Here is a 13,164-nt window from a genome sequence, read left to right on the forward strand (position 1 = left end):
CCCGTTTAGCCCGCGTGCTTCGGAAGCGGCCGGGCGGCCTCCGCATGCGTCGGCACCATGTTCTGCGCGATGATCCTGTCGATCTCCGCGTCGGCCTGCGCGCCGTATTCGGCGAACACGTCCGTCCGATAGCTCGTGTTCAACGCGGCGCCGAGCTGCGCGCCCGTGTTGTCGCGTGTGTCGACGTCGACTTCCATCGAGAGGCCGATGCGCAGCGGATGCGCCTCGAGTTCCTTCGCGTCGAGCTGGATACGGGCGGGCAGGCGCTGCACGACCTTGATCCAGTTGCCCGTCGCGTTCTGCGCGGGGAGCGTGGCAAACGCGCTGCCCGTGCCTGCCGAGAAGCCCACCACGCGGCCGTGATACTCGACCTTGCTGCCGTACACATCGGCCGTCAGCGTGACGGGCTGGCCGATGCGCATGTTGCGCAGCTGGCTTTCCTTATAGTTCGCGTCGACCCATACGCCGTCGAGCGGCACGATCGCCATCAGCGGCGTGCCCGGCGACACGCGCTGTCCGACCTGCACCGAACGCTTCGCGACATAACCGGTGACGGGTGCGGGCAGCGTGTTGCGCGCATACGCGAGGTACGCGTCGCGCACCTTCGACGCCGCGGCCTGCACGTTCGGGTGCTGCGCGACCGTCGTGCGGTCGGTCAATGCGCGGTTCGCTTCCGCCTGCTGACGCGCGGCGTCGAGTGCGGCCTGCGCGGCCGTCACCGTGTCGCGGGCATGCGCGATGTCTTCGGCGGATACGGCGCCCGTGCCGGCCACCGCCTGACGACGGCGCAGATCGTCCTGCGCACGCGCCAGATCGGATTGCTTCTGCGCGACATTCGCCGCGTAGAAATCGTTGTTCACGTACAGGCTGCTGACTTGCCGCACCGTTTGCCCGAGCGTCGCTTCCGCATTGCCGAGCGCGACTTTCGCGTCGGCGTTGTCGAGCTTCACGACGGGGTCGCCCATCTTTACGATCTGCGTGTCGTCGGTATTCACGGCGATCACAGTGCCCGTCACTTGCGGTGTGAGTTGTACGAGATTGCCGCTCACGTAGGCGTCGTCGGTGGTCTCGTGGTAGCGCGCATATGTCGTGTAATACGCGCCGTAAGCAGCCGCCGATGCGACGACGGCCGCGCCGAGCAGCGACAGCAGCAGCTTGCGTTTGCGCGTGTTGGGTTCGGTGGCGCTCGCGGTTTCCGGTTTTGCGTGCGGCGCTGCCGCTTGCGTCGCTTGCGTCGCTTGCGTCGTATCGCGCTCGGTGGTTTCGATTTCGCTCATGTTCTGTTCTCCTGGCAATTCGATCGGTAGGCGCTCAATGCGCGGCGTTGGCAGACGTTTCAGCGGCAGATGCGACATGCGCGTTCTGATCCGCATTCGGGGTATCGACGAAACCGCCGCCCAGCGCCGAAGCGAGTGCGATCTGCTGATCGCGGCGGTCCATGCGCAGATTCGCGACGGCCTGATCGGCCGCGAGCGCGTTCACGTCGGCATTCAGGACGGTCAGCTGGTTCGTGAGCCCGGCCTTGTATTGCACGAGCGCGAGCGTGTCGGCCTGGCGCGCGGCATCCTGTGCAGTCGTTGCGTCGACGAGTTGCCCATCCGTCGAACGCACGCCGGCGAGTTGCGTGGCCACCTCGCTCAACGCGGTGACGAGCGTCTGGTTGTAGGTCGCGACGGCATAGTCGAACTCGGCGTAACGGCCCTTCAATTGCGCGCGCAGTTCGCCTGCATCGAAGATGGGCAGATGGATCGCGGGACCGACGGATGCCGTGCGGCTCGCCGCCGTCAGGAAGCGGCCGAAGCCGAACGCGTCGAGTCCGATCGCGGCGCTCAGGTTGATGTCGGGATAGAACTCGGCCTTCGCTTCCTTCACATCGTGCGTCGTCGCGTCGACGCGCCAGCGCGCGGCCACGATGTCGGGACGGCGGCTCACCAGATCGGCGGGCAGGTTGTCCGGCAGATTCACGTCGTCGCCGGTGCCGAGCGTGGGGCGCGCGATCTGCAACCCGCGGTCCGGCCCCGCGCCGAGCAACGCGGCGATCTGATAGCGCGTGGCGAGGATCTGACCGTCGAGCGATTTCAGCGTCGCGCGGCTCGTCGCGAGATTCGCTTGCGCTGTCTTGCGCTCGACTTCCGTATCGAGTCCCGTCGCGATGCGGCCCGCCGTGATCCTGTCGATCTGCTCGCGCTGCGCGATTTCCTGCTGCGCGATATCGCGCAACGCATAGAGACGCGCAAGCTGGTTATACGTGCGCGCAATCGATGTCGTCAGCGTCAGCTTGACGACTTCCGCATCGGCCTGGCTCGCCTGGAGTTGCGAGATCGCCGCCTTCAGCGCTTCGCGATTCTTGCCCCACAGGTCGAGATCGTACGAAGCGCTCAGCAGGCCCTTGTTTTCCGTCTGCCACGAGCCGCCGTACGGTGGCGGCAGAGCCGCCGTGCTCGAATACTGCTGACGCGTCAGCGAATAGCTCGCGTCGACGCGCGGCATCGTGCCCGCCTTCGCCGTTTCGCTATACGCCGACGCCGATGCCACACGGGCGCGCGCCTGCTCCAGCGTCGGGCTGTCCTTCAATGCTTCGTCGATCAACGCCTTCAGCTGCGCATCGCCGAACTGATCGGCCCAATTGGCAGCAGGCCAATGGCCCTGCCCGGCGGGAATGCTTTGCTGAGTGGCATACTGCTGCGGCTCGGCCGTCTTCGCGTCGCTATGAATGCCCGCATAGTTCACGCATGCCGACAGCACGGCGGCAAACATCACCGACACACCGGCTTTCAGTACGCCCGAAGCGTGCCGCCCGACATTTGATTGCTTGCTCATTGTCTGACCTATCAGATAATCGGATAAAAAAACGCTCAATCGTTGAGGAACTTGCTGAGCAGACGGCGCAGTTCGTCGAATTCTTCCTGCGTGAAGCATTGCAGCCGCGCATTCAGCACATCGGGCGCGATTTCCGCGATCTTCAGTGCAACCTCGCGGCCGGCCTCGGTCAGTCCGAGATTCACCACGCGACGGTCGTCCTGATTGCGCGTACGCGTCAGCATGCCGAGCGCTTCGAGCTTGTCGAGCGTGCGTGTCATCAGGCCCGTGTCGATACCCAGATGCCGCGACAGCGTTGCGGGCGTCGTGTCCGCGCCGCGCAACAGCGACATGAAAATACCGACATGGTGAGCCCGCACGTTCAGACCCTTCACCGCTGCGTCCATCTGCACGACGATCAGGTTGCGTGCCTTGCTGATCGCAAACCCGACGTTGTCGGTCAAATGGAAATCTTCCTTCGAATAGTGCGACATCTCTGACTCCTCGCTATTTGCAAGAACAATAATTGACAGGTCAGATACAGTCAACGGCATCTGAGCGCAACTCATTGTTACGTCAGATGCAACAGCGCTTATCTATCGAGGGGATAATGCGGCGGAGCTGGTGCGGCAGGGCGAGGCGTTTCAGTCGCTCACGAACTTGCGCAGCAGACGGCGCAGTTCGGTCAGTTCGGCCTTCGTGAAGTCTTTCAGGCGCGCGTTGAGCACGTCGGGCGCGATGTCGGGAATCTGGTCGGCGACCGCGATGCCGGCTTTCGTCAGGGAAAGGTTGACGACGCGGCGGTCCTGCTCGTCGCGCGAGCGCACCACAAGCCCTTTCGCTTCGAGCTTGTCGAGCATGCGAGTCATCAGCCCTGTGTCGATGCCGAGCATTTTCGACAATTCGAACGGCGTCGAGGCGAGTTTCTGCCTGAGCATCAGCATGATGCCCATTTGCTGACTGGAGATATCGAGGTCTTTCAGCGCCGCGTCCATCTCGGTCACGATCAGGTTGCGCGCCTTGACGAGCTGATAGCCGACGCTCTCGGTGAGCCTGAAATTGTCTTTGGTGTAGTGACGCACGTGAAGCCTCCTGAACGATCGTCCGGCGATCTGACTGACTAATCAGATACTACCAAATCAGATCTCCGCGGCCCCGCGAAATGCCGCTTATTTCAGCCCGAGGCGTTTGGCCAGCCGGTTCAGGTTCGCGCGATCCATGCCGAGCGCCCGCGCAACGGCCGCCCAGTTGTGATTGTTGCGCTCCAGCGCGTCGCTGACGAGCGTGCGCTCGTAGGCCGTGACGGCGCTGCGGAAATCGGTGACGTTCGCTTCGCCGGCATCGGCGGCACCCGCGCTCGGTGCCGCCGTCAGCAGTTCGCCGCCATGGTTCGCCGACATGCCGAGATCCGCCGCCGTCAGCGTGAGAATGCGCGGCCGCTCACGATGGCGCGACAGCGCCTTGAACGCGCTGCGGCCAATCATATGCTCCAGCTCGCGCACGTTGCCCGGCCAGTTGTACGACAGCAGCGCGCTTTGCGCGTCCTGCCCGAGCCGGATGCTGAGCAGCCCGAGCCGCGCCCGGTTCTCTTCGAGGAAAAAGCCCGCGAGCAGCAGCACGTCGCGCCCACGCTCGCGCAGCGGCGGCACGCGCAGCGGATACACGCTCAGCCGGTGATACAGGTCCGCCCGAAAACGCCCTTCACGCACTTCGTCGGCAAGATCGCGATTGGTCGCGGCGATGAGCCGCACGTCGACCTTGTGTTCGCTATCCGAGCCGATGCGCTGCAGCTGCCCGTTCTGCAGCACGCGCAGCAGCTTCGCCTGCACGCCGAGCGGCAGTTCGCCGACCTCGTCGAGAAACAGCGTGCCGCCGTCGGCGAGTTCGAACTTGCCGCGCCGGTCCGACGAAGCACCGGAAAACGCACCGCGCACGTGGCCGAACAATTCGCTTTCGACGAGCGTATCCGGCAGCGCCGCGCAGTTCAGGCTGATCATCGGCTTGTTCGCGCGCGGCGAACCGGTGTGGATCGCGTTCGCGACCAGTTCCTTGCCGACACCCGTTTCGCCCGTGATCAGCACAGTCAGATCGCTATGTGCGACCACGCGGATTTCGTTGACCAGCTGCTGGTGCGCGGTGCTGCTGCCGATCAGTTCGCGGCTGCCCTGCCCGCTCGCCTGGCGATACGCCTCCGCGCGCTGACGCTCCTCTTCCGTGTTGCGCTCGAGGGTATCGATGCGCTCGGCCACGCTCACCGTCGCCGCCGCGAGACTGAGAAACGCCTGCAGCGTATTCATGTCGATGGTGTCGAAGCGTTCCGGGTCGAGCGAATCGAGCGTCAGCAGACCCCACGGCCGGCCGCCGATCAGCAGCGGACAGCCGAGGCAATCATGCACTTCGAGATGCCCGCTCACGCCGTGCACGAGGCCGTCGTAGGGATCGGGCATCTCCGAGTCGGCGGGAAAGCGGGTCGGCTCTTCGCTCGACAGCAGCGCCGCGAAACGCGGATGGTCACTCACGCGAAAGCGGCGGCCAAGCGTGTCGCTGGTCAGGCCGTCGATAGCGAGTGGCACGAGCGTGTCTTCATCGAGACGCAACAGGGCTGCTGCATCGCCGGGAAAAAGCGTGCGCAGCGTCGTCAGAAGGCGGCGATAGCGCTCGCGCTCCGGCAAGTCGCGCGACAGGTCCTCGACCAGCGGAATCAGCGCGTCGAGCACCTCGGATGCAGTCATTTTGACTTCGTTAGAAGTCGTTTTAACCCTTGTCATATTCACTTCTGATGTTTCTAAGCGACTGATTTTACAATGATTTAAAGCTGGCCCGATAGATGCTTTAGAGAATACCCGAAGCCCGCCGAATTTGCGCGGGACCCCGCTCACCCCAAACCGAGAGGTACCAACTCATGCTGTCAGCCGAACACCGCGCAATCGTCAAGGCAACCGTTCCCCTGCTCGAAAGCGGCGGCGAAGCACTCACGACGCACTTCTACAAGACCATGTTGTCGGAGTATCCGAGTGTGCGCCCGCTGTTCAACCAGGCTCACCAGCAATCGGGCGATCAGCCGCGTGCGCTGGCCAACGCGGTGCTGATGTATGCGCGTCATATCGAACAACTCGAACAACTCGGCGGACTGGTTTCGCAAATCGTCAACAAGCACGTCGCGCTGAACATTCTGCCCGAGCATTATCCGATCGTCGGCACATGTCTGCTGCGCGCGATCCGCGAAGTCCTCGGACCGGAAATCGCAACGGACGCCGTGATCGAAGCGTGGGGCGCCGCGTACGGTCAACTGGCCGACCTGCTGATCGGTCTCGAAGAGAAGGTGTATGTCGAGAAGGAAACGGCGAAAGGCGGCTGGCGTGGCACGCGTCCGTTCACGGTCGCGCGCAAGGTCAAGGAAAGCGACGAGATCACGTCGTTCTATCTGCGTCCCGCCGACGGCGGCGATCTGCTCGAATTCCAGCCGGGCCAGTACATCGGCCTGCGTCTGGTCGTCGACGGTGAAGAGATTCGCCGCAACTACTCGTTGTCTGCTGCGTCAAACGGCCGCGAATATCGGATCAGCGTGAAGCGCGAGCCGCATGGCAAGGGCTCGAACTATCTGCACGATGCCGTGAACGAAGGCGACACGCTGAATCTGTTCGCGCCGTCGGGCGACTTCACGCTGGAGCACAACGACAAGCCGCTCGTGCTGATCAGCGGCGGCGTCGGCATCACGCCGACGCTTGCGATGCTGAATGCCGCGCTGCAAACGTCGCGTCCCATTCACTTCATCCACGCGACGCGTCATGGCGGCGTGCATGCGTTCCGCGACGTGATCGACGAACTGGCGGCGCGTCATCCGCAGCTCAAGCGCTTCTATGTGTATGAGAAGCCGCGTCAGCAGGATGAAGCGCATCACGCGGAAGGGTTCATCGACGAAGATCGTCTGATCGAATGGATGCCGGCGACGCGTGACGTCGATGTGTACTTCCTCGGACCGAAGCCTTTCATGAAGGCGGTCAAGCGTCATCTGAAGGCGATTGGCGTGCCCGAGAAGCAGAGTCGTTTCGAGTTCTTCGGCCCGGCCGCGGCACTCGATTGATCGTGCGTTTTTTGTTGTAGTGGTTGTTGTCTGTTGAAGGCTACCCTGTAGTACTTTGGAAGAGACGCTGTTCTACGTCTCTTCCTTTTTTGTTTGGGCTTGCCTTAAAGACCGTGACGCGAAGCGGCGATCAGCGATCGTCTTCGTGAATCGACGACGGATGACGGCACATCGCATCCACCGTCACTTCCATGTACGGATAAAGCGGCAACTGCATCAGCAGATCGTTCAGTTGCGCCGGGCTTTCCACGTCGAACACGCTGTAGTTCGCATAGAGCCCTGCAATGCGCCAAAGGTGCCGCCAGATCCCTTCTTTTTGCAGACGCTGCGCCATTGCCTTTTCAGTAGCCTTCAATTCATTGGCGCGTTCGACGGGCATATCGGGCGGCAGCTTGACGACCATCTTTACGTGAAAAAGCATTCGTGTACTCCCTATCCATTCATTGCTTTAAATAAAAGCGGCCACCTGAAGCGGCGGCCGCGTTCACACCACCAGCGTGTCCTGCTGCCGCGCTGCAAGTTCAGGCGCGCACGCGTTCCACTTCGCTCGTCGGCACGTTGTTGCGGTCCTTGACGAGGCTGAAATCGAAGTCGATCAGTGCAAACTGGCCGTCGATGCCATAAGGCTTACCCGTTGCACCTTCTTCCTTCTTCACGGCGGGCACGAGACCTTCGCGCGTGGCGAACGCGAAGTCGTCCCACAGATACGGATCGCCCTCAATGTTGATCTGCGTGGTCAGCTTGCGGAAACCGGGCGCCGACACGAAGAAGTGAATGTGCGCCGGACGATGACCGTGGCGGCCAAGTTGATCGAGCAACTGTTGCGTCTTGCCTTCGGGCGGCACGCTATAGCCGATCGGCACCACGCTGCGGAAGCTGTACACGCCGTCTGCGTCGGTGCGAATCGAGCGGCGCAGGTTGAACTCCGGCTGCGACTTGTCGAAGTGCGAGTAGTTGCCGAGATGGTTCGCGTGCCACACTTCGACGAGCGCACCCTTCACCGGCTGGCCGTCTTCGTTGAGCACACGGCCACGCATCACGAGCGTTTCGCCCGGTTCGTTGCCGTTGTCGAGACGCGCATGGCTTGTCGACTCCGGCGCGCCGGCCACATACAGCGGACCTTCGATCGTGCGCGGCGTGCCGCCCGCAACGCCTGCCTTCGCTTCCGCTTCGTCGAGGCGCACATCAAGGAAGTGCTCGAAGCCGAGCCCCGCGGCCAGCAGACCCAGTTCGCCGCTTTGGCCTGCTTCGCCGAGGTAGTTCAGCGCGGCCCAGAATTCGTTAGGCGTCACGTCGAGTTCGTCGATGGTAATAAACAGATCGCGGATGATGCGGTTCACGACCTGCTTCGTGCGTGCGTTGCCTTCGTGCGTGGCGCTTTCGTTGATCTTGTTCAACAGCGCGTCGATAGTTTCGATGTTCATGGGGATGTCTCCTTTAGTCCAATCACTGATGACGATGCCAAATGTGCTTTGCGGGGCCGCTATTCCAGCACCGTCATGGCTAACCTTTGACCACACTCGCGCCGTGCTTCGAATCGCGGCGCAGTCTCCCGATCTTGTCGAGGTCGAGTTGAATACCGAGTCCAGGACCCTGCGGCAATTGCAACGAGAAGTTCTCGTAACGCAGCGGCTCCGTGAGAATTTCTTCCGTGAGAAGCAGCGGCCCGAAGAGTTCGGTGCCCCACTTCAGTTCGCGGAACGTGCTGAAGAGTTGCGCGGAAGCGATCGTGCCGACCGCGCCTTCCAGCATCGTGCCGCCGTACAGGTCGATGCCCGCAGCGAGCGCGATCGCGGCCACGCTCGCCGCGCCCGTCAGGCCGCCCGACTGCGCGATCTTCACGGCGAATACATCGGCGGCGTGCGCACTCGCGACGTCAAATGCATCGACGGGACCGTGCAGCGCTTCATCCGCCATGATGGGCACGTTCGAACGATGCGCGAGCCGCTTGAGTCCGCGCCGGTCTTCGGCGGCGATGGGCTGCTCGATCAGGTTGCAGCCGGCATCCGCGAGACGCTCGCTGGCCCAGATCGCTTCCGTCTGGCTCCATGCCTGATTCACGTCGACGCGCACTTCCGCGCGGTCACCGACGGCTGCCTTGATCGCAGCCACATGCGCGATGTCGTCAGCGGGCGCACGCGTGCCGATCTTCAGCTTGAACACGCGATGCCGCTTCATTTCCAGCATCGAATGCGCTTCGTCGATATCGCGGCCGGTGTCGCCGCTGGCCAGCGTCCACGCAACTTCGACGGAATCCGTCACACGCCCGCCGAACAGTTCCGACAGCGGCACGCCGAAGCGTTGTGCCTGGGCGTCGAACAGCGCGGTTTCGATCGCGCACTTGGCGAAGCGGTTGCCCTGAAAGCACTCGCGCAGCTTCGCCATCGCCTGGCCGGGACGGGTCGCGTCCATGCCCTTGAGCATCGGCGCGAAATAGGTGTCGATATTGGTCTTGATGCTTTCGGGGCTTTCCTCGCCGTAAGCGAGGCCGCCGATCGTCGTCGCCTCGCCCCAGCCGGTTATACCATCCGCGCATTGAATCCGGACCAGCACGAGGGCCTGGCAATTCATCGTGGCAACGGACAGGCGGTGCGGGCGAATCGTCGGAACATCGACGAGAATGGTATCTACGGCTTGTATCTGAACGGGGCTTGGTATCATACGGCTCTCCTCCTGTTGCGCTCATACTAGGAGCGCCGGCGGAATCCGTCCAAGACCGATTGAGTCTATTTCCATACCTTCGGGGCATAGATGGAACTGCGTCAACTTCGCTATTTCGTGGCCGTCGCCGAAGAAAGGAACTTCACCCGGGCGGCCGAACGCCTGAACATGACGCAGCCGCCGCTTTCGCGGCAGATCCAGCAGATCGAAGACAGCGTGGGACTTGCGCTCTTCGAACGCGGCGCGCGTCCGCTCAAGCTGACGGAAGCGGGGCGCGTGTTTTACGCGCAGGCCAAGCGGCTGCTCGAAGAAAGCGATGAACTGCTGCCGCTCACGCGGCGTCTTGCACAACTGGCCGAGCGCATCGTGATCGGCTTCGTCCCGTCCACGCTATACGGCCCGCTACCCGAGGTGATTCGCGCGTTCAGAGAGGCCGCGCCGCTGATCCAGATTTCAATGATCGAGATGTTCACGATCGAGCAGTTGAGCGCGCTCAAGGGCGGACGTATCGATGTCGGCTTTGGCCGGCTTCGCTTCGACGAATCGCAACTCGCGCGCGAAGTGCTCGTCGAAGAGCCCTTGATTGCGGCATTGCCTGCGGGTCATGCGCTAGCCGATGCCGCGAAGCTGACGCTCGACGCGCTGTCGAAAGAAACACTGATCATCTATCCGTCGACGCCGCGTCCGAGTTATGCGGACCAGCAGCTCTCCGCGTTCCGCGATCACGCCGTCGAACCGGCCGCCGTCCATGAAGTTCGGGAACTGCAAACGGCGCTTGGACTCGTCGCCGCGCAAGTGGGCGTGTGTCTCGTGCCGGAAAGTGTGAGGGGATTGCGGGCGCGCGGTGTGACGTACCGTTCAATCGACGAAACGAACGTGTCGTCGCCCATCATCATGAGCCGGCGTCTTCAGGATCAGAGCTCCACGACCGATCTGTTCTGCTCGATCGCGCGCGACCTGTTCAGGAAAGCGTCGTCGGTCTAGCCGCCGGCGACAAACCTGATGTGAGCAGTGCGCCCGCCTTCAACATGCATTCGATCAACGATTGCGTAAAAATCCACGTCGACTCGTGTAATTCGACAGGCAGACCCGGCACGATCGCGACGAGACTCAATCCGCACAGAAACGAAAAGATCCATTGCGCACGCCTGATTCCGCGTGCAGCCGCGATACCGATCACCGTCCACACGATCTTCGCCAGCGCAAGCGCCGCGATGCCGACATCGCCGGCAGAGGGATCGAACTCCGCAGGCGTTTCGATCAGCGACCAGCCGCACACGCCGAGAATCAGGAGACGCGACGCGAGGGACGGCCGCGTCGCGCCGCGTCGTATGGACGGCAAAAGCACGCCCGCCGACTGCCGCAAATCGGCGTCGTCCATTTCATTCCGGAACGACTGGTCCACGCCAGCCTTCACGTTCGAAGCCTCCGCGTCGATTTGCATGATGAGGGAATTGTCGTTCGTCGACGGCGCTAGCGGTAGTAAATCCTTGTTAACGTGCAGCGCCTGCTCATCCTCTTAAGACGAGCCAATCGGATGTTCTTTTCACGCGAAGCGCGGCGCATCGCATTCATCGTGACGCTCTACTTTCGCGCAAACCGCGCCGACGCGAAATCCGTCATCACGAGCACAGCAAGCGCCACTGAGCCAATCGCAAACAGCAGCCGGTGATTGCCGCCGCTCGCATTGAACAGCGCCGAATATCCGTAACCCGCTACGGCCTGAAATGCCGCGAAGGTGGTCGTTACGCGGCTCCACACCATGTGCTGTCCGGCGTGATCGTGCGGCACGGCTTCATGTACGCGCGTGAGCATCATCGGCACGACGCCCGGCGGAAAGCTGCCGATCACGAGCGTCAACACGCCGATCACGATGTGATTGTCCGACACCGCCAGCACGGCAACGACGACAACCTGCAGCAGCGAAAGCACGCGGATCGCAAAGCTTCCGCCGAAGCGATCGGCCACGAACCCATACACGGGTGCGCCAAAAATCGCGCCGACGCCATACAGAATCCAGTATGACGCGCCCACATGTGTCCCCGCTCCGAGCCCGCGCGCGATGAAGTCGACGAGAAAGACCATCGTCGGAACGAGGCCTAGCGCCATCAATGCATATTCGGCGTAAAGCACGCGGACGATGGGAGGAAGACGTGTTTTCGCCGCCGGCGGCGTATGTGCGGCGTGTGCATGAGATCTCGTCGCGGACGGCCAACCGTACCAGGTCGCTGCCGTCAAGACTCCAGAGAGGATCGCGATGCCGATCCACGTACTGCGCAAACCAAGATTGAGCAGCAAGGGCACGATGGTTCCCGATGCAGCAATACCGACGCCAAGCCCGAGAAAGATCGACCCGCTCGCGAGCCCTTTGCGATCGGCCGGTACATGCGGCAGCACCGTTGCCGCGACCAGCACCATGATGGCTCCGCCCGCCACGCCCGACAGCAGCCGCCAAACGAAAAACCACGCGACGGATACGGGAAATGCGCACGCGAGAAATGCCGCTGTAACCAGGACCATCATCGCGCGCAAGGTGTACGTATTCGTCAAACGATGCGCCGCGGGACGGCCCAGCAGTGCGCCGAGCAGATAACCCGCGAGATTGGCGGCGCCCAGATAGACGACATCCGAAGCCGCGAACCAATGCGCCTGAATCAGCGGCGGAATGAGCGGCGTATAGGCGAAGCGTGCGAGCCCGATCCCGACGAGGCTCGCGCTGAATCCCGCGAAGATGTGCCGCCAGATGGCAGTTCGACCGCCAACGGCCGTGGGTGAGAGTGATGCGTCAGTAGACATGAAAACAGATTCCGCTTGATGCCGCATGCTGCACGGCGGTTTGCCAGGCGCGGGAACGCTCGCCCGCGATCTTAGACATTTGTGTCAATGTTGCGGATTCTAGACACACATGACAAAGATCGCAAGGAATCCATTCCGACGATAGGGTGAAGCGGATTGACGAAGGCACGCGCCTGCGTGCGCTTCCTTGCACGTGTTCTGAAAAGCGATTATTCTCCGAACTACGACAACATTAATCGTAGTTAAACGAGCGGAACGGATTTGGTCGATAACCCGTACGCCCTTGGCAACATTTTCTATCGGAGAGTCAAGTGAATTTTGTTCATACCGTTCTCGTATCCACGGCCACGGCCTGCATTGCGCTGGCCGCACCTCACGCGGCGCATGCGCATGGCGTCGATGGCCCGCGCGAGAACATCAGCCCGGCGTTCCAGACGCCCATCGCTAACGTGCCCGGCAAGACCATGACGGCCATCGTCGTCGATTACAAACCGGGTGGCGTGTCGCCTTCTCATCGTCATGGCCAGGCGTTCGTGGTCGGCTATGTCCTGCAAGGCTCGATCCGAAGCAAGGTCGACGATGGCGAAGAGCGTGTCTACCACGCAGGCGAAAGCTGGACTGAGGCGCCCGGCGTACATCACATGGTCAGCGAGAACGCGAGCAAGACCAGGCCCGCAAAGCTTCTGGCCATCTTTGTCGCGGACGACAACGATAAGAACCTCGTCAGCTGGGACAAGAAGTAATAGCGATGCATATTTAGGCTGTCATCAAGCCATCGCACCGCGCGCAAAGCGTTGAGAACTACTTTGTGGCCTTAAGAAATT

At 62.2% G+C, this 13,164-nt stretch carries 13 protein-coding genes; 3 read left to right on the forward strand and 10 right to left on the reverse strand.

The annotated features are described in order from the left end of the window. Positions 1-5 precede the first annotated feature (5 nt). The 5 genes from FRZ40_RS22055 to norR form a co-directional block, all read right to left on the reverse strand. On the reverse strand, positions 6-1,277 hold the full coding sequence (locus FRZ40_RS22055; protein WP_147235578.1) for an HlyD/EmrA/EmrK family protein: 1,272 nt from the start codon (positions 1,275-1,277) through the stop codon (positions 6-8). 34 nt (positions 1,278-1,311) lie between these two features. Continuing rightward, on the reverse strand, positions 1,312-2,820 hold the full coding sequence (locus FRZ40_RS22060) for an efflux transporter outer membrane subunit (protein WP_147235579.1): 1,509 nt from the start codon (positions 2,818-2,820) through the stop codon (positions 1,312-1,314). A 35-nt stretch (positions 2,821-2,855) separates the two neighbouring features. Further along, positions 2,856-3,293, reverse strand: coding sequence for a MarR family winged helix-turn-helix transcriptional regulator (locus tag FRZ40_RS22065; RefSeq protein ID WP_028363720.1), 438 nt, complete (start codon positions 3,291-3,293; stop codon positions 2,856-2,858). Between the two features lie 150 nt (positions 3,294-3,443). Next, on the reverse strand, positions 3,444-3,881 hold the full coding sequence (locus tag FRZ40_RS22070) for a MarR family winged helix-turn-helix transcriptional regulator (protein WP_147235580.1): 438 nt from the start codon (positions 3,879-3,881) through the stop codon (positions 3,444-3,446). A gap of 87 nt (positions 3,882-3,968) precedes the next feature. Beyond that, entirely contained in the window at positions 3,969-5,531 is a 1,563-nt protein-coding gene (gene norR / locus FRZ40_RS22075; protein ID WP_240057256.1) for a nitric oxide reductase transcriptional regulator NorR, read from the reverse strand. Positions 5,532-5,701: 170 nt separating this feature from the next. Here norR and hmpA point away from each other — a divergent pair, with 170 nt between their 5' ends. Then, positions 5,702-6,883: an NO-inducible flavohemoprotein gene (gene hmpA / locus FRZ40_RS22080; RefSeq protein WP_028363723.1), complete on the forward strand. Its 1,182-nt coding sequence runs from the start codon at positions 5,702-5,704 to the stop codon at positions 6,881-6,883. A 130-nt stretch (positions 6,884-7,013) separates the two neighbouring features. Here the strand turns inward: hmpA and catC are convergent, their stop codons facing one another. The 3 genes from catC to FRZ40_RS22095 all read right to left on the reverse strand — a co-directional run bounded on the left by catC (position 7,014) and on the right by FRZ40_RS22095 (position 9,544). Beyond that, positions 7,014-7,304, reverse strand: a complete 291-nt coding sequence (gene catC / locus FRZ40_RS22085; protein ID WP_012403323.1) for a muconolactone Delta-isomerase — start codon at positions 7,302-7,304, stop codon at positions 7,014-7,016. A gap of 100 nt (positions 7,305-7,404) precedes the next feature. Beyond that, positions 7,405-8,307: a catechol 1,2-dioxygenase gene (gene catA / locus FRZ40_RS22090; RefSeq protein WP_028363724.1), complete on the reverse strand. Its 903-nt coding sequence runs from the start codon at positions 8,305-8,307 to the stop codon at positions 7,405-7,407. 79 nt (positions 8,308-8,386) lie between these two features. After that, on the reverse strand, positions 8,387-9,544 hold the full coding sequence (locus tag FRZ40_RS22095; RefSeq protein ID WP_147235582.1) for a muconate/chloromuconate family cycloisomerase: 1,158 nt from the start codon (positions 9,542-9,544) through the stop codon (positions 8,387-8,389). Between the two features lie 90 nt (positions 9,545-9,634). Between FRZ40_RS22095 and FRZ40_RS22100 the strand changes: the two genes are divergently transcribed. Next, positions 9,635-10,528 carry a LysR family transcriptional regulator gene (locus FRZ40_RS22100; protein ID WP_028363726.1) on the forward strand — a complete coding sequence of 298 codons (894 nt, stop codon included), beginning with the start codon at positions 9,635-9,637 and terminating at the stop codon, positions 10,526-10,528. Here the strand turns inward: FRZ40_RS22100 and FRZ40_RS22105 are convergent. Both FRZ40_RS22105 and FRZ40_RS22110 read right to left on the reverse strand, forming a co-directional pair. Then, positions 10,506-10,988 carry a hypothetical protein gene (locus FRZ40_RS22105; RefSeq protein WP_240057257.1) on the reverse strand — a complete coding sequence of 161 codons (483 nt, stop codon included), beginning with the start codon at positions 10,986-10,988 and terminating at the stop codon, positions 10,506-10,508. The two genes, FRZ40_RS22100 and FRZ40_RS22105, sit on opposite strands and share 23 nt — an antisense overlap. 140 nt (positions 10,989-11,128) lie before the next feature. Beyond that, positions 11,129-12,340, reverse strand: coding sequence for a YbfB/YjiJ family MFS transporter (locus FRZ40_RS22110; RefSeq protein WP_147235583.1), 1,212 nt, complete (start codon positions 12,338-12,340; stop codon positions 11,129-11,131). 311 nt (positions 12,341-12,651) lie between these two features. On the opposite strand from FRZ40_RS22110, the gene FRZ40_RS22115 reads away from it, so the two are divergent. Further along, positions 12,652-13,083, forward strand: coding sequence for a cupin domain-containing protein (locus FRZ40_RS22115; protein WP_147235584.1), 432 nt, complete (start codon positions 12,652-12,654; stop codon positions 13,081-13,083). Positions 13,084-13,164 lie beyond the last annotated feature (81 nt).

This window comes from Paraburkholderia azotifigens (assembly GCF_007995085.1).
GTDB classification, from domain to species: Bacteria; Pseudomonadota; Gammaproteobacteria; order Burkholderiales; family Burkholderiaceae; genus Paraburkholderia; species Paraburkholderia azotifigens.

What these genes read in the sequence shown, in the direction of transcription:
- FRZ40_RS22100 (WP_028363726.1), top strand. Translation starts at nt 9,635, where the DNA reads ATGGAACTGCGTCAACTTCGCTATTTCGTGGCCGTCGCCGAAGAAAGG.
- FRZ40_RS22110 (WP_147235583.1), bottom strand. Translation starts at nt 12,340, where the DNA reads ATGTCTACTGACGCATCACTCTCACCCACGGCCGTTGGCGGTCGAACT.
- norR (WP_240057256.1), bottom strand. Translation starts at nt 5,531, where the DNA reads ATGACTGCATCCGAGGTGCTCGACGCGCTGATTCCGCTGGTCGAGGAC.
- FRZ40_RS22105 (WP_240057257.1), bottom strand. Translation starts at nt 10,988, where the DNA reads ATGCAAATCGACGCGGAGGCTTCGAACGTGAAGGCTGGCGTGGACCAG.
- FRZ40_RS22060 (WP_147235579.1), bottom strand. Translation starts at nt 2,820, where the DNA reads ATGAGCAAGCAATCAAATGTCGGGCGGCACGCTTCGGGCGTACTGAAA.
- FRZ40_RS22065 (WP_028363720.1), bottom strand. Translation starts at nt 3,293, where the DNA reads ATGTCGCACTATTCGAAGGAAGATTTCCATTTGACCGACAACGTCGGG.
- FRZ40_RS22095 (WP_147235582.1), bottom strand. Translation starts at nt 9,544, where the DNA reads ATGATACCAAGCCCCGTTCAGATACAAGCCGTAGATACCATTCTCGTC.
- catA (WP_028363724.1), bottom strand. Translation starts at nt 8,307, where the DNA reads ATGAACATCGAAACTATCGACGCGCTGTTGAACAAGATCAACGAAAGC.
- hmpA (WP_028363723.1), top strand. Translation starts at nt 5,702, where the DNA reads ATGCTGTCAGCCGAACACCGCGCAATCGTCAAGGCAACCGTTCCCCTG.
- FRZ40_RS22055 (WP_147235578.1), bottom strand. Translation starts at nt 1,277, where the DNA reads ATGAGCGAAATCGAAACCACCGAGCGCGATACGACGCAAGCGACGCAA.
- catC (WP_012403323.1), bottom strand. Translation starts at nt 7,304, where the DNA reads ATGCTTTTTCACGTAAAGATGGTCGTCAAGCTGCCGCCCGATATGCCC.